The following is an 18,826-nucleotide window of genomic DNA, read 5'->3' on the forward strand; positions in this document are numbered from 1 at the left end:
CCTCTTCAGCGCCTCAGAGATAAAACACAAAAACACCGCAATTTAAACACATTTTTTAACTCTGTCAAGGGTCTATTTCATTTTAAATAATTTGTCATCTCACTTGAATTGACTGACAATATTTACGAATGATCTAACTATCGAGTACATCGCTATGGGGCCTATTTTTCTTGATCTAAATGACACAACGCTTTCTGCCGAAGAACGTGAACTGATCCAACATCCACAGGTCGGTGGTCTCCTTTTTTTTACGCGTAATTATGAATCGCCCATGCAATTAAAAGAACTGATTCGTGAAGTCCGTGCACACAGTCGGCAACGCTTGTTATTAACGGTCGATCAAGAAGGTGGAAGAGTACAACGTTTCCAATCAGGATTAACCTGCCTCCCCTCGCTTGGCAACATCGGCGCGCTCTATCGAGAAGACCCCATCCGTGCCGAATTGCTCGCTGAAACCCATGGTTGGTTAATGGCGAGTGAAGTCCTAGCGCTTGGTGTGGACCTCAGTTTTGCTCCGGTCTTAGATCTCGATAAACAGCTTAACGCTGTGATTGGCTTACGTGCCTTGCATCATGATCCTAAAATCGTGACCACGCTCGGGCGTGCGGTCATACGAGGCATACAACGCGCTGGGATGCGTACCGTTGGCAAACATTTTCCAGGTCATGGTTGCGTCACACAAGATACCCATACCGAAGTGGCGCGCGATACTCGGGATTACGCCACGATGGCTACAGAAGATTTATATCCTTTCATTGAACTCACCTCTGACTTAGACGCAATCATGGCCGCACACATTATTTACGAAAATATTGATAGCCTACCTTGTGGCTTATCGAAAAAATGGCTACAGACGATTTTACGGGAAAAACTACGGTTTACCGGTGCGGTTTTTAGCGATGATCTTTCGATGAAAGGCGTACACACCGTCGGCGATATCATCGAACGTGTCTCTCTTGCGCAGCAAGCAGGGGTCGATGGTCTCTTGATCTGTAATCATCGCCAAGATGCGATTGCCGCCCTTGAGCACCTTGAACGCACAACAAAACCGTTAATCGATCGTAGTAATCGCTTGCAAAACTTGTTAGCACCCCGCACACTAGACGGCGCTGCACTTCCCCGAAACGGCGCTTGGCAACGTGCAGTTCGTCTGCTAAGCGAATTAAACGAACATTAGGTTTTATTCATGCTAATTCCCACACATATTCAAGAAATCGAAAAAAAGGCCACTCGTCTTAGATAACATGGCCAAAGCCATTCATGAAAAATTAAGTGAAAGCAACCCTGTGGTATTGTGCGTCCTCATCGGCGGCTTAATTCCTGCCGGGAATTTGCTCCCTCGTCTCGATTTCCCCCTAGAGCTCGATTATATTCACGCGACACGTTACGCAAAAGAAAAGGTGGGGCAAGATAAAATTGACTGGGTAGCCAAACCACGTGTTTCCTTAAAGGATCGGACGGTATTAATTATTGAAGATATCTTGGATGGGGGCGTCACGCTAGCGGCCATTATCGATTATTGCCGACAACAAGGCGCAAAAGCCGTCTACACAGCGGTACTGCTTGATAAACGTAAAGTCGTGCGTGCACCAGGCGGGACAAAAGAAGCCGATTTTACAGCGATCAGCATGGATGACGGTTTTGTGTTTGGTTATGGCATGGATTATGAAGGTTACTTACGTAACGCGCCGGGTATTTATGTCGTCGCGCCTGAATAAGCCTCATTATTCGCTCCAACCTAGATAAAGAAGGCGCTCAACTCAATAGCCTTCTCTATCTGGAACGAACATCCTTCTACGCTTAACTTTACGAAAACAGTGGTTTATCTAACGTATAGGATCTTTTTTTTCGTGTTTAACTTGACATCGATACTTTATTTAAATAAGTTGTACTGGTTATATTTAGAATAACGTTTCAATTGCTTGTATTACACTACTAAACCATGAGATAACTTGCATCATTGTTTTTTTTGAGGTCAAATTGTTATGTCTGAAAATGATTCTTCTGTTGTAACGATCACGGATGCGTCGTTTGAAACGGTTGTTTTGCAATCCACCTCTCCCGTTCTTGTCGGGCAGAATGGTGTGGGCCCTGCAAGAGATTAGCGCCAGAGATTGAAGCGATTGCAAAGCAATACGCTGGAAAAGTGGTCATTGGTAAATTAAATGTTGACGATAACCCAAAAACACCGGCAAAATACGGGGTCCGTGGAATACCAACTTTAATCCTTTTTAAAGACGGAGCCGTGTTAGCGACAAAAACAGGTGCCTTAACTCAAACACAGTTGAGTGGTTTCTTAGAAGATCATCTTTAATCTAAGTGATTGTTGCATAGGTGTAGCCGCTGGCTATTTTGTAGCGTAACAAAATTTGTTGGCGGCTTTAAGTATTATTTTAAAGGTGCAAATTACTGTTTTTAAGTTTTTTTGGCCTATTATCGACTAGATTATATAAATTCAGATATATTTGTGGTAATCTCTGATTGGAGTTCTGTTTCTTATATTGTTGTTAACTTAACTTATTTAATAAATAAAAGTGGCGATAAGACCGCTTTGGTAACTTTGAGCTCTTGAAGCTGTTTTTCTTAAACTTTAATTATTCCACTTGGCTTTAATAATAAGGCTATTCAAATATTTTCACACTTCCCTTTATGAAAGAACCAATACTATGAATTTAACCGAACTCAAAAAAGAATCTCCTGCTGGACTCGTTAGTATCGCTGAAGAACTTAAAATTGAAGGATTAGGTCGTCTCCATAAAAAAGATATGATCTTCTCAATTTTAAAGGCGAATGCCAAACGCGGTGAGGACATCTATGGAGATGGCGTTTTAGAAATTTTGCCCGATGGGTTTGGTTTTTTACGCTCGGCTGAAGCCTCTTATCTCGCCGGCCCGGATGATATTTACGTCTCGCCAAGCCAAATTCGTCGCTTTAATCTCCATACGGGTGATACCGTTTCTGGAAAAATTCGCCCTCCCAAGGAGAGCGAGCGTTATTTTGCTTTATTAAAAGTCAACGATATTAATTTCGATACCCCTGAAAATGCAAAAAATCGAGTTTTATTTGAAAACTTAACCCCACTCTTTCCTGATGAACGGATTAGTTTAGAACGAGGGAATGGTAGTACAGAAGATATTACTGCTCGGGTGATCGATTTAGTGGCGCCGATCGGGAAAGGGCAACGGGGTTTAATTGTTTCACCGCCCAAAGCCGGTAAAACCATGATGATGCAGAATATTGCACAATCGATTGCGCATAACTGCCCAGATTGTTATCTCATTGTCTTGTTAATTGATGAACGTCCAGAAGAAGTCACCGATATGCGGCGTTCCGTTCGTGGTGAAGTCATTGCAAGTACCTTTGATGAGCCGGCGACACGTCACGTGCAAGTTGCTGAGATTGTGATTGAAAAAGCAAAACGTCTTGTTGAGCACAAAAAAGACGTCGTTATTTTATTAGATTCAATGACCCGCTTGGCCAGAGCCTATAATACGGTGATTCCTTCTTCTGGAAAGGTGTTAACTGGAGGTGTCGATGCGAATGCGCTACAACGTCCAAAACGTTTCTTTGGTTCTAAAATGGATGAAGTCATCTATGAAGAATTTAAAGGGACAGGTAATATGGAAATTCATTTGGATCGTCGTATTGCGGAAAAACGTATTTATCCGGCCATTCACTTGAATCGTTCGGGTACTCGTCGCGAAGAATTACTTGCTAAGCCTGATACACTACAAAAAATGTGGATTTTACGTAAAATTCTGCAATCTATGGATGAAGTCGCTGCTATGGAATTTTTAATTGATCGCTTACGTGCAACCAAGACCAATAACGAATTTTTTGATTCCATGAAAAAATAAGTTTATATCCATTTTCTCATTCGCTCGCTACGGGTGAATGAGAAAACAGGTTACCGTGTCAATTCACTTATCAGCGCCCTAACAAGCAACGTATCAACGGTGTACTAGCTAAAATTCAGTGATATAAGTTTATTTTAGTTTGTCTTGACACCCATTTGCAAAAAAATCGTTATATTCAACAAACGGGTACTCTAAAAACACTTCTCTCCAGCATAAGTATAAATTTTCCTTTTTCAGCAAATAAGAAATACGTCGAGAAAGCGTACCTCTAACGAAAAATACAAAATGCGGGTTAGCTATAATATAGTTAATGATTTTTTCTCAATTTCATTAGCTTTTTATCTAAATTTTATATTATATGAGCGCGGTGCAGTTTAATTATACATTAAATAAGCACGGTACTTACTATGATTTTCTTACTTTTTACATAATACAGATATGAAAAAAAATTATTTTTTGCACTCTTCTTACTCCTATTCTCTACTTCATCTTTACTTGCCGCAAGTGACAAGGTGAGTTATCAAAATCCTTATTTAAAATTACATCCAGAAAATATGCTTTATTGCGCAAAACAAGAATTACCGATTTTGCTGCTTTAATGGAAAAAAATAAGTGAAGTCAAAACTGCCGCCTATACCGAATATACTTATCATTTTATCTCGCTTTCTTGACCCGATAAAATACAGCAAGACGCTATTTATCCTAGAACTTGGACACATGAAATAACTATTTTTACTCCCACAAAAAAAGAAGCTTATTCTAGTACGGTTGTACTCTATGTGACAGGTGGTTTTAATAAAAAAATAACTAAAAAAGAAAGCTATATTGACCCTATCTTAAGCGAATTAATCAAACATACCGTTGTTATCGTTCTTAAAAACATACCGAACCAATTTCTCAATATAAATCGGAAAAATATAAAAGAAGATCAAATTATTACGTTTTCTTGGAATAAATTTATTTTAAATCCAAATCTTTCCTTTTACCCGCTACATGTGCCCATGGTGGTCGCCGTATCAAAGGCGATCGATCTAACACAAAAAATCTTATTAGAAAAAAAGATTTCAATAAGAAACTCTATAGTAATAGGTCTTTCAAAACGAGGTGGGGCAACTTGGTTAACTGCGTTATTGGATCACAGAGTTGTTGCGATTATTCCGATGGTGACCAATATTTTAAATAGGCGGGAACAAATTCCACATATATTTAAAACCTATGGCCATCATTGGCCAATTGCCTTTCTCGATTACTATCAAGAAAACATTCCCAATTATGCAATGCCAACTAATCCATTTTATCAAAACTATTTAAAGTTGCTAAATATCGAAGATCCTTTTACTTATTTATCGAGCAAATATTATCGAACTAAATTAGCCAATCTTCCAAAATACATTATGAACTCAAGTGGTGATGATTTCTTTGTGCCAGATGCTTCGCGATTTTATTTTAATGCGTCCAGTACAAAAATTATTGTTTTATGTTCCGAATTCCAATCATTATGTTGAATATTCGACGCACGTAAACATGCTCGCTTCTTCTCTTCTCGCGTTTTATAATCGAGTCATCCATCACGAAGCGATGCCTTCATTCGACTCAAAAAGACTTCAAGATAGAAAAAATAAATTTATCGCCCTATCAAAAAAGTCCAGATAAACTGATTTTTTGGTTCGCTCAAAATCCGATTACTCGAGACTTTCGTTATGCATGTGGCATTAGATACCAACCCACCCATTTAAAAATCGGGAAGAATCAAACCATTATTTCACTTCCCAAAACGAACCTTAAAGGTTGGAGTTGGGCCTTTATCACCGCTAGTTTTCAAGGCCTACAAGTGTCTACCCCGATTTTCATTTATCCAGAAACTTATCCAAAAGAAAATCAAATTATGCTGCAACAAGGTGCATGTCGATTAATCATGTCTATAAAAAAATGGAGAACCATATGAAAAATATAACATCCTCAGACTGTTTTATTGTCAATTTATCAGCAATACATAAACTACACCCTATATCCGCTGTCCTAAATGAATTTTCTAAGTTACACATAGATTACTCAAAAAGTTGGCTAAATAGCTGGTTATATAGCTATCTGTAGTTTAGCTGGAAGTATTTATTTATTCGTCACGATATTAACGAATATAAACTTGGAAATATCAACACCGATCAATTTATTGAAAAGCTACTTGATATTTTTTCTTTTCTTAAAAATAACGAACAAGTGCCAGACTCTCAAAAATTATTAAAGGAGGCTTGTAACTCTTTAATAATTGTGGATCAAGACTCAAAAAACAAATTACAAAATTTAATAAAGTCAGGAAAGCCTGTTTATTTCATTTCTAACTCAAATTATTTAAATATCGATAAGATCGTATCTGAATTTAATAATCTTTTAACAGAAAATTGGAAATTACCTGCAGAAAAAGATATTAAGGGTGATAATTTCAGGCCCATAGAAATTACAAAAAATCTTTACATGCCTTATCCTTTCAAGGTTCTTTGTTCAAGCAGGGTACTCATGGCTTGATTGACAAATTAATTAATTATCTTGAACTTAAAGAAAACACAGATAAAAGTAAGATTTTATTGATTAGTCAATATTCTAAAGATTTAGAAAAAGCGGATAATCTAGGTATCAATAAAATAGGTAGTGATAATTATTCTAAAGCAGAAGAAGCGACTGAACAAGATCCAAATAAAAGAAATAGCCTTACTCTTATTTCATCTGAGGAGACAACGTGAAATACATTAATAAAAGCAGGATCCACTTCTGCACAATCTAAAAAAACTTCGAAAATTTTTAATCTACCCCTTCCGGAGCAAAGTTCTCAAAGCGATTCATTCGAAGATACAGATACAAATACGTCCGAGAAACAGATGCGTACGGGAATTGTAATATTGTTATAAGAGAAAAGTAAAGGCGGCCACGGTTACATCACCGGACGAGTGGCCAATGCCGAACATCTTACTTTAGTCTTGCCCGCACACTTTAGAGAAAGGTCGTCTAAACTTTTCAATGATTAACTGTTTTTTGCCAGCTCAATAGCATAGCCGAGATAGTTTTCAGGTGTCAGCTGACAGATTTGTTTTTTAATCGTTTCCGAAACATCCAATTGTTCAGCTAATGCGAGTAAAGTCGCTTGACTCCAAGTTTTGCCGCGAGAAAGTGCTTTGAGTCGTTCGTAAGGCAGCGGCACACCCTCTTTACGTAGTAATGTTTGAATCGCCTCAGATAAAATTTCCCAATGTTGATTCAAGTCTTCTTTTAAACGTTGTTCATGAACCGCTATTTTTTTTAATCCTGCTTCTAAGCTCTGATAAGCAATCAAGCTGTGTGCGAGCGCTACACCAAGATTACGTAGAATCGTCGAGTCTCGCAAATCACGCTGCCATCTTGATTGGGTAAGCGTGCGTGAAAAACAGGCCAATAAACTATTCGCAAGATGCAAATTTCCTTCTGCATTTTCAAAATCAATCGGATTAATTTTATGTGGCATCGTTGAAGAGCCGGTTTCCTGTTCATTTACTTGCTGTTTAAAATAATCTAACGCAATATAACGCCACATATCTGCCGCAAGATCAATCAATACGGCATTGAATCGTTTGAGGGCATCGCTGTATTCAGCAATCGTATCATGGGGTTCAATTTGGGTGGTATAAGGATTTGGCGTTAACCCTAAAGAAAGAATGAACTTATGTGTCAACTCAGGCCAATAAATTTGCGGGTAAGCGACACGATGTGCATTATAGTTACCGACGGCGCCATTACATTTTCCCAACAATTCAACCTCGGCAAATTGTTTTTTTGCCGGGTTAAACGATGAACAAAATTAGCAAATTCTTTGCCCACGGTCGTGGGGATGGCGGGCTGTCCGTGTGTACGCGCTAACATAACCTGCTCAGCATAACGATGAGCCAAAACCGTCAATTGCTCAACTAATTGTTGCATACTCGGTAATAATACTTTTTTACGCGCTTCTTTGAGCATCAACGCATAAGCCAGGTTATTAATGTCTTCCGAAGTACACGCAAAATGAATCCATTCAATCTTATCTTTTAACTCGGGAATCGTGACCAGCACTTCTTTAAGATAATATTCAGTGGCTTTAATATCATGATTCGTTACCGCTTCAAATTGTTTAATTTTTTGCACAGCCGCTTCATTCAAAAACCCGTGATAATTGCCTCAAGTTGTTGTTGTGTCTCAGTAGAAAACGGTGCTAACTCTAAAAAAGCCGGATCGGCAGCAAGCCACTGCAACCACTGAATCTCAACAAACACTCGAAAACGAAATAATCCGGATTCACTGAAGATAGGTCTCAGAGCCGCGACTTTATGTGCATAACGGCCATCGAGTGGAGACAATGCATTTAGGGAGTTTAAGGACACAAGCCACCTCATTCAACAACAATTCATTTTGATTGACACACAATCATTCACACTCTAAGTGAGATCATTGTGTGTCTACTCACACTTTTTAGTGTCTTGCTCACTCAGGTTTCATTCTCATCAAGCGTCTGCTGGTCATCGGCTATCCATCCTTTAGGATGACTGCGTCGCTTTTCTTTTTCTCTTTCTTTATGCTTATTGACTTGTTGTTCCATTTTATCAACCAACTCATCGAGTGCAGGATAAAGACTTTCCGCTTTAGCACTGGCATAAAATTCTGCGCCGTGGGTATGTAAAAGACCTTTCGCCACTTGTTCAACATGCTCAAGGCTAAGGGTAATATGCAGTGCCGCCGACTCCGTTGTGATCCGCTCTAAGCGTTTGAACTTGTCGAGGATATACTGACGCAATGCTTCGGTTACCTTGATGCCATCATCGGTAATGGTAATTTGCATAATGGGCCCCTTTTTCTATATTATTTATAGCAATCTATTTGAGTATATCGCAGCTTCCGTCCATAAAGTAGATTCAGCAAAAATCTGTGTTAATTTAACTAAATTAAACATCTTATTTTATAAAAACGCAGCGCTTATAAATCAAACTCATTTCCTAAATACACTTCTCGAACGCGTTGATTGGCTAATATTTCTTTCGGCGTCCCGTGGTAAATGGTTTCTCCTTCACTGACAATGTAGGCGCGCTGGCAAATTGTGAGTGTTTCTCGGACATTATGATCGGTAATTAAAATACCGATATCTCGTTGACTTAAATGCAGAATCATCCGCTTGATATCGATAACAGAAATGGGGTCAACACCCGCAAAGGGTTCATCAAGTAACATAAATTTAGGTTCCATGGCCAAAGCGCGTGCAATCTCAACGACGACGCTCCCCCCCACGAGAGACTAATACCTAATGTATCGCGAATCGTATGAATATTAAATTCGTGAAGTAATTGTTCTAGATGCTGTTGACGTTGTTCAGAAGTTAAATCGCGGCGTAATTCCAAGATAGCCAAGATATTGTCTTGCACAGAAAGTTTACGAAAAATAGAAGGTTCTTGTGGTAAGTAACCCATCCCAGCTCTAGCACGAGCATGGATCGGTAACTCGGTAATATCCTGATCATTGAGTTTGATTTGACCTTGCGTACTGCTGATAAGACCGACCATCAGATAAAAGCTTGTTGTTTTCCCGGCGCCATTAGGCCCCCAATAAGCCAACGACTTCGCCGGTTCGTAAGGTAAGCGAAACGTCTTTGACCACGGTCCGGTTCGGGTACTTTTTGCAAAGATGTATCGCCTGTAATGTATTCAGCTAATAAAATATGGGTCTGTCCTTGCTTGGAAGGTGGGGTTTCCAGCGTTTTGCTTTTAAAATCATAATACAAGCGTGGTCCTTTAAAGTGATTACTTCCTTGTATAATCTGTGCATCCCCTACCGCATCCAATTGGTCTTTTAACGGATAATAATAAATTATCTGGGCCGTCGCGATAAGACACGGACGATTCGGGAAAACGAATGCACGATAGGTTGCAGGATGACCGATAGCTACCATTTTTTTAATGTAACCTTGCTCATTTGTATAGGTAATCAGCCGCTCTGCAGTCAACTGGCGATCGGCTTGTTTGAGAACAATACGCCCTTGGAGCGTCATACACTGTTTCTTTTTATCAAACAAAATTGAATCTGCCTTAAAAACCAGAAAATCTGAAGGCCGAAGTGGTTTTGCGTGGCAAACGCTATCGTTGGTCAGAAAACTAAGCACACACAAGATCATGCCCACCCACTTAGTTAGCCAGGCCTTGTTTTGTTTTCTGATAAGAGAGTAAACGGCTTTTAACATCCCATTCACTCCACTAGTGCTTAGGTAATTTGATTTGCCCTTGAACATCCGACAATAATTGCAACGTTTTTTTATTCAGATCGGCGTTAAGCCCAGTTGCGTGAATCACTTGGTTCGCTTGCGTAATCACGACGGGCGCTTGCGTGTGTGCCGTTTTTTCCTTTAAATGCAGCGTCAGTGTGGTTGTCTTTAAAGTCGTCATCAGGGTTGTCTTGTGATATTGCTTAAGTTGAACATCTTCCCAAAGTTGCAGGGTATCTTGATCATTCAATAGCCGACCATAACGTGCCGAGAGCCACCAATTTTCTTGATTGTTGGTGTAAATTTCAAACAGTGGCTGAGATAATTGTAAATGATTGTCTTTCGGGAAATGAACCAGCAAAGGGCTGGACAAGCGATCAGCAGGATGTCCTTGGTCATCGGTTTGCAAAATAGTGACGTTCACCGCGTAAAAATCTGGCTTCGAAGAAGGGCGCATATGGGCAGATGGAATCATCTGTTGTACCCAAATCAGTCCCAAACCGAAAACGATCAAACAAACAAACGCAATGTTGAGCCAAAAAGACTTAAAAAACATGTTATTTCAACAGACACGACTCGCGACGTGTCATAAAAAAGATACGTTTTATTGAATGCCTTGGCTTAAGATATCATGAATATGGACAACTCCTTGCAATTTTTTCAGCGGATCCACTGTCACCAGCGCAGTTATTTTGTTTTCTTCCATGACGCGCAAAGCTTCAGTCACTAATCTATCGGCATCAATAATCTTGCAATTCCGAGTCATAATGTCATCGATCGCAGTGGTATATAAATTTAACTGTTGCTCCAATGCTCGCCGCAAATCACTATCCGTAAAAAGGCCTAAAAGTTCTTGTTCTTGATTGGTTACCACAACTAAACCTAAGCGTTTTCGTGAAATTTCCATCAGCGCATCGATCACACGTGTCCCGGATAAAACCTGCGGAATGGCTGACCCAGTGTGCATAATATTCGCCACACGAAGCAGTAAACGTCGTCCTAAACTACCACGAGGGTGTACTTTGGCAAAATCATCGCTTGTAAAACCACGTGCTTTGAGTAAGGCCACCGCAATCGCATCACCCATCACCAGCGCCGCGGTACTACTTGAAGTCGGAGTCAACCCAAGCGGACAGGCCTCTTCTTCGATAGCAATATTAAGGGTGACCGTCGCTTGCTGTGCTAACGTCGAGCGCGGATTACCGGTTATCAAAATAAGCGGGATATTAAACAGTTTCAGCGTTGGAATAATACTAATTAATTCATCGGTCTCGCCGGAATGAGATAACGCCAAAACAACGTCTTTGGGGTTAATCATTCCCAAATCACCGTGATTCGCTTCTGCGGCATGCAGAAAGAAGGCCGGACTCCCCGTGCTCGCTAGCGTTTACCGATATGCCCAGATTTCCCTAAGCCGGATACGCGGCAAGCTTCTTCAAAGCTAGGACCCAACTGATTAGCTAGCCCAACAATGGCTCTTGCCTCCGTTTCGATAACACGGCGTCCAGAGAAACAGAATTTTTGTCTGGTCATAAATTGTGGGCATAGGTGTCGGTAACAAAAAGTAATGCGTTTTTATCATAAAAATAGGTACTTTGCATTAGTTTATTGCGCTATCAGACTGTTTTTCAGTAAAACACCTAAAAATAAGGGCAAAAAATGTTTATTTTATAATATATAGTTAACGATATCTGATTTCATCTAGATCTCTTCGCTGAAAAACAAAGCGATAGGTTTATACGCTTGTTTTTAGATCAATATCACTTCAACCCGTACTGCTTCTTTGCCCGAAGATCCTAATTTTCTCGGCGTGATTCGCTATCCACATGCGTAAAAACTCAGCACGAGGGGGAGTACTTTACTATTCTAGTTATAGATAATCGCTGCCAATCTTCAAATAAAATGTTAATTTTTGAGCAATCAATGATGATTTAACAGTACAACTCACACACACGCTATGCTTATATACTTAATCGATTAATGCATCGATTCGAAAATCAGTAGAAAATGCGTGCAGAGTACTAATATTGGGATAGCGCTTATGTTTAAGTTAGCACAATCAAAAACAGACGCTATACAGCAAACCGCTCATGCCTTATCTCGCTTTGCCGGGCAACAAATTAATTCAAAAGAGAGAAAAAGTCGCTCAGAAAATGATTTATTTTGATCTCTATCCTCCGGTTGGGATACCTCTCATTTCTCACCTACTGATTCGCTAGGCCTCGACCAGGAAAATTTATCGGCTCATGTTCATTGCTCTCATCGTGGCCGAACGCCTTTTCCGTCTTTTACTCAAAATCAAAACTCTGCTTATTTATCAAGAAATGACTCCGAAGACAGTGGCTATACCAACTTATCGGATCTTAATGCGGTTCTAGATCAACTGGTGGATCAAAATACAACTATTTATTCTGATTTTAAACAATTGACCACAGCCACCGCTCCGCTCTATTCAGACGTTCTGCAAAAGGTTGCAGAGAAAAATAAAGTCGTCATTGGGCTTCGTGATCCAAACAAAATGGGTCAACCTCTTTTACAAGAGGGTTATGGCTGTAAAGGTTTTCATATTAAAGCCAAATCCAGTACCGAAGGACCGACCCCAGTTTTGTAGTGACGGATCCCCTTCTTGGAAAAAATGGTATCCAAGATAAAGAATGGCAACAAACTATGATTGATAAAGCGCTCAAGCAAGAGAGATGTCGTACTTTCCCTCTTTATCTCTCTACCGAATGAGTCGAAACCTTACTGCAAGAAGGTAAAATGCGCGCGCTAAATACAAGTGTAAATGAATGGTTAGTCGAAACCCAATATAAAGATTACACTTATCAATTTATTCTAAAAAATAATTCAGAGTACCCAGAAACACCTTGGCAAGTGTTTATGCTTGAAAAAATAGACGATCAAGAAATACTAACACCCAGAGAAGGATTCGTTAATCCGCCGATTGCGAATGAATCATCCCCTATTGGCCCTAAATCGATTGTCACCGCAGACTATGATCTGTTTTGTGTTTTTCCAAACAATAATAAAGCAAACAATATAACGCCCATTCCGGTTACCGATCGATTAGTCACTCGCGCTGAAAGTAGCATTACTAAAATTTTTAATCAACTACTTGAAGTCAAAAAGATTCTACCCTCTCAACACAAAAATAGAATCCAGAACTCAGGAGGCCGCTTAGTACACCACGGCGCAGAAAATACAAATCCTTTTTCCAAGAAACCAGATTTTCCTTTAATTTTTTCAAATGAAAAAGAATTACGCTCTTTTAAAACTGCTTTGACGAATCAAGGCCATGCAGCACAACTGAATCGACGGTTTTCAATCTGCAATGATCAGCTCCCTACAAACGATAAGAATTAGGTGACATTACGCGATCTACAAAGCTTCTCTTGTGTGCATTGTACTATGAGAGACTTAGCTAGCAAAATGGACTCTCTGGCTCAGTTGGGATTCTCCAAACTGAGCATTCCGGTATTATTAGCATAAGCAAACAGTTCAGCATAACGTAATACACGTTCTGCTTCTCGTTCTTCTAAAACTTGGCGAATATGTTTTGCTAACGGCACATAACGTAAAAGATGCGCGGCAAATATTTTCTTTCGTTCCAAAATATCCGCATTGACAAATTGTTTACCCGCCTCCGTTAACACCAATTCACCTGCACTGACTTGTGCAAAACCAAGAATATCTAATACTTCAGTTAGAGGAAACAAATCATCGACATCCAAATGCAACGATTCAGCTAATTCAGGCAAACTGATATGGCCAGAATATTCTGCTTCGTCTAACGTTTCCAGTAAACCACTTAATTCCGAAATATCGGCATCCGGCAAACGATAACCAATATCGGTAATACGCGGCAGTTGGGCTTTATGAAGTAATTTTTTACGTTCATCCATTTGTTTGGTAATCAAAGCATAAACTTGATCGACCAAATGACGAAATTCAGGTGTTTGCTCCGTTCGAGGATAAGGTAAATCAACGGCCAATTCGGCACGGATAGAGCCTGGGTCACTATCAAAGACAATAATCCGATTCGCTAACAAAACCGCTTCTTCGATGTTGTGCGTAACCAATAAAATACCCCGTGTGCCAGCTTGTTTGCTTTCCCATAAGTCTAATAAATCACTTTTCAAGTTTTCAGCGGTCAAAACATCTAACGCCGAAAAGGCTCATCCATTAATAAAACATCAGGATTGATCACCAGCGCGCGTGCGAAACCGACCCGCTGCCGCATACCGCCGGACAATTCTTTCGGATAAGCCGATTCAAAACCGTCTAAACCAATGATATCAATCGCTTTGAGCGCACGAACACGTCGCTCATCACGGGAAATACCTAAGGCTTCTAAACCCAACTCTACGTTTTCGAGAACCGTCAACCAAGGCAATAACGCAAAATTTTGAAAAACCATCGCCATTCCCTGGACGGGGCCTTTTACTTTCTGATCACGGTAATACACCGTCCCAGAAGTTGGTGCAATTAATCCAGCAATAATTCGCAATAATGTAGACTTCCCTGACCCAGATTTACCGAGTAACGCAACGATTTCGCCTTCATACATTTGAAAATTAACGTTGTCTAAAACCAACAACTCTTGTTGATCGGCTTTTTTAAACGATTTCGTGATATTTTTTACACTGAAAATAGTTTGTTTTTCCATGGTCGACCCCTCTTAATCGAATTTATAACGGGATTGCGCTAAACGGTACAATGGTTGCCAAATTAAGCGATTCATCAGAAAAACAAAGACACTCATGACCGCAATCCCTAATGCCACACGTGGAAAATCACCTAATGCAGATTTTTGCGTAATATAAGCACCTAAACCGGTTGCTACAAGCGTCGTGGAACCCCAGCTGACTGCTTCGGCAATAATGCTGGTATTCCAACAGTTACCCACTGCCGTTAAGGTGCCGGTAATCCAATAAGGAAAAATGCCCGGCAAAATAAGATGTCGCCACCATTGCCATCCTTTCACCCCGAAATTAGCAGTGGCTTGTTTTAGATCTTCTGGCAAAGCAGACGCCCCCGCCACGACATTAAATAAAATGTACCACTGTGTGCCTAACAACATTAAAGGTGTGACCCAAATATTGACATTCAAGTGATATTTTAAAATTAAAATAACGACAATCGGAAATAACACATTCGTTGGAAATGCGGCTAAAAATTGCGCTACCGGTTGTACGATCACCGCGGCACGTGGATTCAAACCAATCCATACCCCAACGGGATCCAAATGACACTACATAACAAGGTCACAACTAAAACCCGCAACATCGTCACCAGCCCGAAACCAAAAACATGGATGATTTCGCTCACCGCAATGTGCTGGATAATAAATTCAAGTAAGAGATAAAACGATCCAACCAAACAAGCCGTCAGTAATCCATACCCGAGTAAATTCATAAGTAGGTTCCAATAGGGATTTTTCCCCTCGGATCTTGTTGACGAACGAGTAAAGAAAGGTAAGTTAACAAAATACTCGCTAAACTGCGCAAACCCGTGGCCACAGTATTTCGCTAACTGAGAACGCTGTAATAATAACGTTAACCAAGAAGGGGTCTGCTGTATTTGACTCACCGTTTCAAAGGTAAATTTCTTTGACCAATGAAGAAGCGGTCTAAAAAAAAGCTGGTCATAAATTAAAATGACAATCAGCATCGTCAAGATGGTATACAATACCGCGCTGACGCTTGATTGACTGATCGCTAAGCCTAAATAAGAACCGATTCCTGGCAACATAATGGTTTGCTGATTAACCGAAATACTTTCTGAGGCAATCAAAAATATCCAGCTGCCCGACATCGATAACATCATATTCCAGAGTAATCCTGGAATACTAAACGGCACCTCTACACGCCAAAAGCGCTGCCAAGCAGAAAGATGAAACATATCCGCTGCTTCTTTCAATTCAAGTGGCACTGAACGTAAGCTTTGATAAAAGCTTAAAGTTATATTCCACACTTGAGCCGTGAAAATAGCGAAGATTGCCGCGGCTTCCGGTCCTAAACGACTTCCATGGAATAAGACAATAAATCCAATCACCGTAATCGATAAAAAACCAATCACGGGCACAGATTGTAAAACATCAATGCAAGGCAGGATAAAACTGGCCGCGCGTTTATTTTTAGCCGCTAAAGTACCGACTGTAAACGTAAACAGCAACGAAAAAACCATCGCTGTCACTAAACGTAACACGGTAAATAACGCGTATTTAGGGAGTTGCATGGGGTCTAAGGAGATCGGTAAACTCTGACCCAGCTCATAAGGTGAGGCCATCTGTTTAGCTCCCCAAACAAATGCCGCTAAAATACCTAATACTAATAAAAAGGCGATTAAATCCCAACGATTTAAGCTATTTCGAGCAAAACGAGTATTGTAAAGGAACGTATAGAGCTTAGACATAGTGCCATCCCCCAAATCTATTTTTGGGGAGGCAGATATTTACCCCCACTGTGCACTCTTACAGAGGAGAGGTAGATATTTGCCCCCTAGAATTTCAGGGAAGCCTAGTCTCGTTCTTTTTATTTGTCAATATTTAATATTTTGTTCTGCATTGATGTCAAAGTTTATTGGCCATTCTGTTCTTTACCCTGACAAACTGCGCGATAAATCAAACCCAAAACAAGTAACGTTGCTAAAACACCCAACAAGCTCGCTACATTTTCGAGGTGGGCGGGCATGACACGCAACGCACTGGTCGACTGCGCTAAAGTAAAAGGGATAGCTAAAACAACGCCCATTAAACAGGCGCCCGCCACTAAACCACAGGCCAACGTCAACCCCTTTTGGCGTTGTGCAAGCATTTTCTCTTGAGCTTGTTTTTCCCGGAGCGTTTGATGTTGCTTCGCTAAGGTTCTTTCAACCCAGTATGAAGCTAAACCTCCTAAAATAAGTGCCGAAGAAGTATCCAGGGGCAAATAAATCCCTAAGCCAACAGCCAATACCGGTAAACGTAAATGACGTTTTTGTAGAAAATGATCGATCACTATACAAATCGCGGCGACACCAAAACCAATACCGATTAATCCCCAAGGCAAATTGTGTCGAAAAGCACCCATCACCAGACTGGCCATTAATGTAGCCTGTGGCGCTGAAAGCATTTGTGCTGGATCCATATGACGTCCAGGAGGCGAAACACCACCAATTCCGTAGGCATTAAAAAGAAGTTCCAGTGTCGGCGCCAAAACCAACGCGGAAACAACCACTCCTAATATTAGAATGACTTGCTGTTCCCAAGGTGTGGCACCAATGATTTGACCTGCTTTTAAATCCTGAATGGTATCGTTCGTAATTGCACAACTGCTACTCACTAATGTTCCAATGATAATAGCGAGCCCTTCGCCGGCGAGTAAATGTTGCGTGTCCGGAGTAAAGCCAGGCGCCCAGCTAAACAAGCCGAGTAAAACGAGCGAGGCTAACAGTAATACGGATAAAGAAACACCTGAAATAGGACTTTGGCTACTGCCCACTAACCCCGCAAAATAACCACACAGCGAAGAAAAGAAAAAACCCGTCACCAAAATAAAAATCACCCCAACGATTAAGGTCGTCAATTGGATGGGTAAACTTAAACCTAAGGATGGATTCCAAATCACATTGACTAAAATATAAGCCAAAGGAATAATTAAGACCAATAATAAAACGAGGGTGTAATGAATCGGAATATCACGTTCATGCTTGGGCAACGCTGCATAACCACTTTGCTTAATGGTTTGCAAGGATTGAAAGGAAGAGTGAACACCGCGAAGGATCGGTTTGATTAACAAAGCCATCGTCCACAGTCCCCCGACAAGCATCGTTCCAACACCAATCGGACGGATATAAGTTTGCCAAACCGACATCGCGATACTCTCTGCACTAGAACCGACGATAATGGGGATGTAAATAACTGAACAAGGGAATACCAATCACCCAACCCAAGAAAACACCGAGTAAAGTACTCATCGCAACGCCAACACCAACAATGTACCCGGCGGCCAAGAGTGCCGGCTCAAAACCAAACGTAAAACCATAAACAAACTTATTTGCCGCCTTATACCAAAGATGAGTATTGTCTGCGACAATTTGAAATCCACCCTGAAATAAGGCAATGATCGCGCCGAGTAAGCCACCGTGAGTCAGCTCTTTTAGATGACCTGAGGCGCCTTCACTGATTTTTAAAACTTGACCAATCGCCGTACCTTCTGGGAAACGTAACGTTTTATCAGCTAATAAGACTCGACGTAAAGGGATCGAAAATAGTACGCCCAAAATACCGCCGGTCAAACTAATAAAGACCGTATGCCAATAATCGAAATGTTGCCAATAATGTAAGATGATCAGCGCAGGCAAAATAAAGGCGACTCCGGCAACCAACGCTTCACCCGCTGAAGCACCGGTTTGGACAATATTATTTTCCAGGATGGAGGGGGATTTAAAGAAACGTAAAATTCCCATAGAAAGGATTGCTGCGGGAATTGAAGCAGAAATAGTCAAACCAACTTTTAGCCCTAAATAAGCATTCGCCGCCGCCAAAACGACAGCCAAAATGATAGACAACACCATGGAGCGAAAGGTTATTTCATTAGCTGGCAACGACATATTTACTCACGATTTTTTTATCTAATCTTCTTATTTATCACATTGTCCGGTAATGGTCAAAATTCATCGGCCCACCTATATTACAAAATGATAAATAAAATTAAATTTTATATAAAAAATTTATAAA

18 protein-coding genes and 6 pseudogenes are annotated in these 18,826 nt (G+C 40.5%); 12 read left to right on the forward strand and 12 right to left on the reverse strand.

Going from position 1 to position 18,826, the window contains the following annotated elements; genetic code table 11:
• Positions 1–154: 154 nt before the first annotated feature.
• The 8 genes and pseudogenes from nagZ to S3O_RS0109080 all read left to right on the forward strand — a co-directional run bounded on the left by nagZ (position 155) and on the right by S3O_RS0109080 (position 6,595).
• On the forward strand, positions 155–1,177 hold the full coding sequence (gene nagZ / locus S3O_RS0109045) for a beta-N-acetylhexosaminidase (RefSeq protein ID WP_010598788.1): 1,023 nt from the start codon (positions 155–157) through the stop codon (positions 1,175–1,177).
• Positions 1,178–1,244: 67 nt separating this feature from the next.
• Positions 1,245–1,718, forward strand: coding sequence for a hypoxanthine-guanine phosphoribosyltransferase (locus S3O_RS14660; protein ID WP_010598789.1), 474 nt, complete (start codon positions 1,245–1,247; stop codon positions 1,716–1,718).
• Positions 1,719–1,985: 267 nt separating this feature from the next.
• Positions 1,986–2,314, forward strand: a pseudogene (gene trxA / locus S3O_RS14665) (thioredoxin).
• 352 nt (positions 2,315–2,666) lie between these two features.
• Positions 2,667–3,857, forward strand: a complete 1,191-nt coding sequence (gene rho, locus S3O_RS0109060) for a transcription termination factor Rho (RefSeq protein ID WP_010598791.1) — start codon at positions 2,667–2,669, stop codon at positions 3,855–3,857.
• Between the two features lie 695 nt (positions 3,858–4,552).
• Positions 4,553–5,362 carry a PhoPQ-activated protein PqaA family protein gene (locus tag S3O_RS0109070; RefSeq protein ID WP_268869478.1) on the forward strand — a complete coding sequence of 270 codons (810 nt, stop codon included), beginning with the start codon at positions 4,553–4,555 and terminating at the stop codon, positions 5,360–5,362.
• The gene (locus S3O_RS20560) at positions 5,307–5,510 is read left to right on the forward strand and encodes a PhoPQ-activated protein PqaA family protein (RefSeq protein WP_408005680.1); all 204 of its coding nucleotides are present in this window, start codon (positions 5,307–5,309) and stop codon (positions 5,508–5,510) included. The genes S3O_RS0109070 and S3O_RS20560 overlap by 56 nt, the downstream gene beginning before the upstream one ends.
• A gap of 564 nt (positions 5,511–6,074) precedes the next feature.
• The gene (locus S3O_RS0109075) at positions 6,075–6,380 is read left to right on the forward strand and encodes a hypothetical protein (protein ID WP_029463764.1); all 306 of its coding nucleotides are present in this window, start codon (positions 6,075–6,077) and stop codon (positions 6,378–6,380) included.
• Entirely contained in the window at positions 6,377–6,595 is a 219-nt protein-coding gene (locus tag S3O_RS0109080; RefSeq protein ID WP_010598794.1) for a hypothetical protein, read from the forward strand. Before S3O_RS0109075 ends, S3O_RS0109080 begins: the two co-directional genes overlap by 4 nt.
• 278 nt (positions 6,596–6,873) lie before the next feature.
• Here the strand turns inward: S3O_RS0109080 and S3O_RS20565 are convergent, their stop codons facing one another.
• The 8 genes and pseudogenes from S3O_RS20565 to S3O_RS0109105 all read right to left on the reverse strand — a co-directional run bounded on the left by S3O_RS20565 (position 6,874) and on the right by S3O_RS0109105 (position 11,461).
• The gene (locus S3O_RS20565; RefSeq protein ID WP_408005682.1) at positions 6,874–7,350 is read right to left on the reverse strand and encodes an adenylosuccinate lyase family protein; all 477 of its coding nucleotides are present in this window, start codon (positions 7,348–7,350) and stop codon (positions 6,874–6,876) included.
• 15 nt (positions 7,351–7,365) lie between these two features.
• A pseudogene (locus S3O_RS19095) lies at positions 7,366–8,006 on the reverse strand (lyase family protein); the annotation flags it as partial.
• Between the two features lie 11 nt (positions 8,007–8,017).
• Complete coding sequence (locus S3O_RS19100) at positions 8,018–8,242, reverse strand: hypothetical protein (protein ID WP_010598797.1); 225 nt, start codon at positions 8,240–8,242, stop codon at positions 8,018–8,020.
• A gap of 104 nt (positions 8,243–8,346) precedes the next feature.
• Entirely contained in the window at positions 8,347–8,697 is a 351-nt protein-coding gene (gene hpf, locus S3O_RS0109090) for a ribosome hibernation-promoting factor, HPF/YfiA family (RefSeq protein ID WP_010598798.1), read from the reverse strand.
• Between the two features lie 134 nt (positions 8,698–8,831).
• Positions 8,832–9,557 (reverse strand): annotated as a pseudogene (lptB, locus tag S3O_RS19885) (LPS export ABC transporter ATP-binding protein).
• Between the two features lie 61 nt (positions 9,558–9,618).
• Positions 9,619–10,134: pseudogene (locus S3O_RS19890) on the reverse strand (LptA/OstA family protein); the annotation flags it as partial.
• The gene (gene lptC, locus S3O_RS15965) at positions 10,100–10,663 is read right to left on the reverse strand and encodes an LPS export ABC transporter periplasmic protein LptC (protein WP_010598802.1); all 564 of its coding nucleotides are present in this window, start codon (positions 10,661–10,663) and stop codon (positions 10,100–10,102) included. The gene lptC and the pseudogene S3O_RS19890, both read right to left, overlap by 35 nt.
• 48 nt (positions 10,664–10,711) lie before the next feature.
• Complete coding sequence (locus tag S3O_RS0109105; protein ID WP_328264376.1) at positions 10,712–11,461, reverse strand: KpsF/GutQ family sugar-phosphate isomerase; 750 nt, start codon at positions 11,459–11,461, stop codon at positions 10,712–10,714.
• Between the two features lie 687 nt (positions 11,462–12,148).
• Between S3O_RS0109105 and S3O_RS19895 the strand changes: the two genes are divergently transcribed.
• The 4 genes from S3O_RS19895 (at position 12,149) to S3O_RS0109125 (ending at position 13,470) form a co-directional block, all read left to right on the forward strand.
• Positions 12,149–12,274: a hypothetical protein gene (locus S3O_RS19895; protein ID WP_268869475.1), complete on the forward strand. Its 126-nt coding sequence runs from the start codon at positions 12,149–12,151 to the stop codon at positions 12,272–12,274.
• Positions 12,275–12,493: 219 nt separating this feature from the next.
• Positions 12,494–12,718: an insecticidal toxin gene (locus tag S3O_RS0109115; RefSeq protein WP_010598804.1), complete on the forward strand. Its 225-nt coding sequence runs from the start codon at positions 12,494–12,496 to the stop codon at positions 12,716–12,718.
• Positions 12,718–12,840 carry a hypothetical protein gene (locus tag S3O_RS19900; RefSeq protein ID WP_268869476.1) on the forward strand — a complete coding sequence of 41 codons (123 nt, stop codon included), beginning with the start codon at positions 12,718–12,720 and terminating at the stop codon, positions 12,838–12,840. The genes S3O_RS0109115 and S3O_RS19900 overlap by 1 nt, the downstream gene beginning before the upstream one ends.
• A 27-nt stretch (positions 12,841–12,867) precedes the next feature.
• A complete protein-coding gene (locus tag S3O_RS0109125) occupies positions 12,868–13,470 on the forward strand; it encodes a hypothetical protein (RefSeq protein ID WP_010598805.1) in 603 nt (200 codons plus the stop codon).
• Positions 13,471–13,550: 80 nt separating this feature from the next.
• Here S3O_RS0109125 and S3O_RS14680 read toward each other — a convergent pair.
• From S3O_RS14680 to S3O_RS19905, 4 genes and pseudogenes are all read right to left on the reverse strand, one after another.
• A pseudogene (locus S3O_RS14680) lies at positions 13,551–14,773 on the reverse strand (ABC transporter ATP-binding protein).
• 12 nt (positions 14,774–14,785) lie between these two features.
• Positions 14,786–16,521, reverse strand: a pseudogene (locus tag S3O_RS14685) (ABC transporter permease).
• Between the two features lie 164 nt (positions 16,522–16,685).
• A complete protein-coding gene (locus S3O_RS15970; RefSeq protein WP_192805934.1) occupies positions 16,686–18,026 on the reverse strand; it encodes an OPT family oligopeptide transporter in 1,341 nt (446 codons plus the stop codon).
• Positions 17,977–18,699, reverse strand: a complete 723-nt coding sequence (locus S3O_RS19905; protein ID WP_010598809.1) for an OPT family oligopeptide transporter — start codon at positions 18,697–18,699, stop codon at positions 17,977–17,979. Before S3O_RS19905 ends, S3O_RS15970 begins: the two co-directional genes overlap by 50 nt.
• Positions 18,700–18,826: the final 127 nt, after the last annotated feature.

The organism is Rickettsiella massiliensis 20B, assembly GCF_000257395.1.
Lineage (GTDB): Bacteria > Pseudomonadota > Gammaproteobacteria > Diplorickettsiales > Diplorickettsiaceae > Diplorickettsia > Diplorickettsia massiliensis.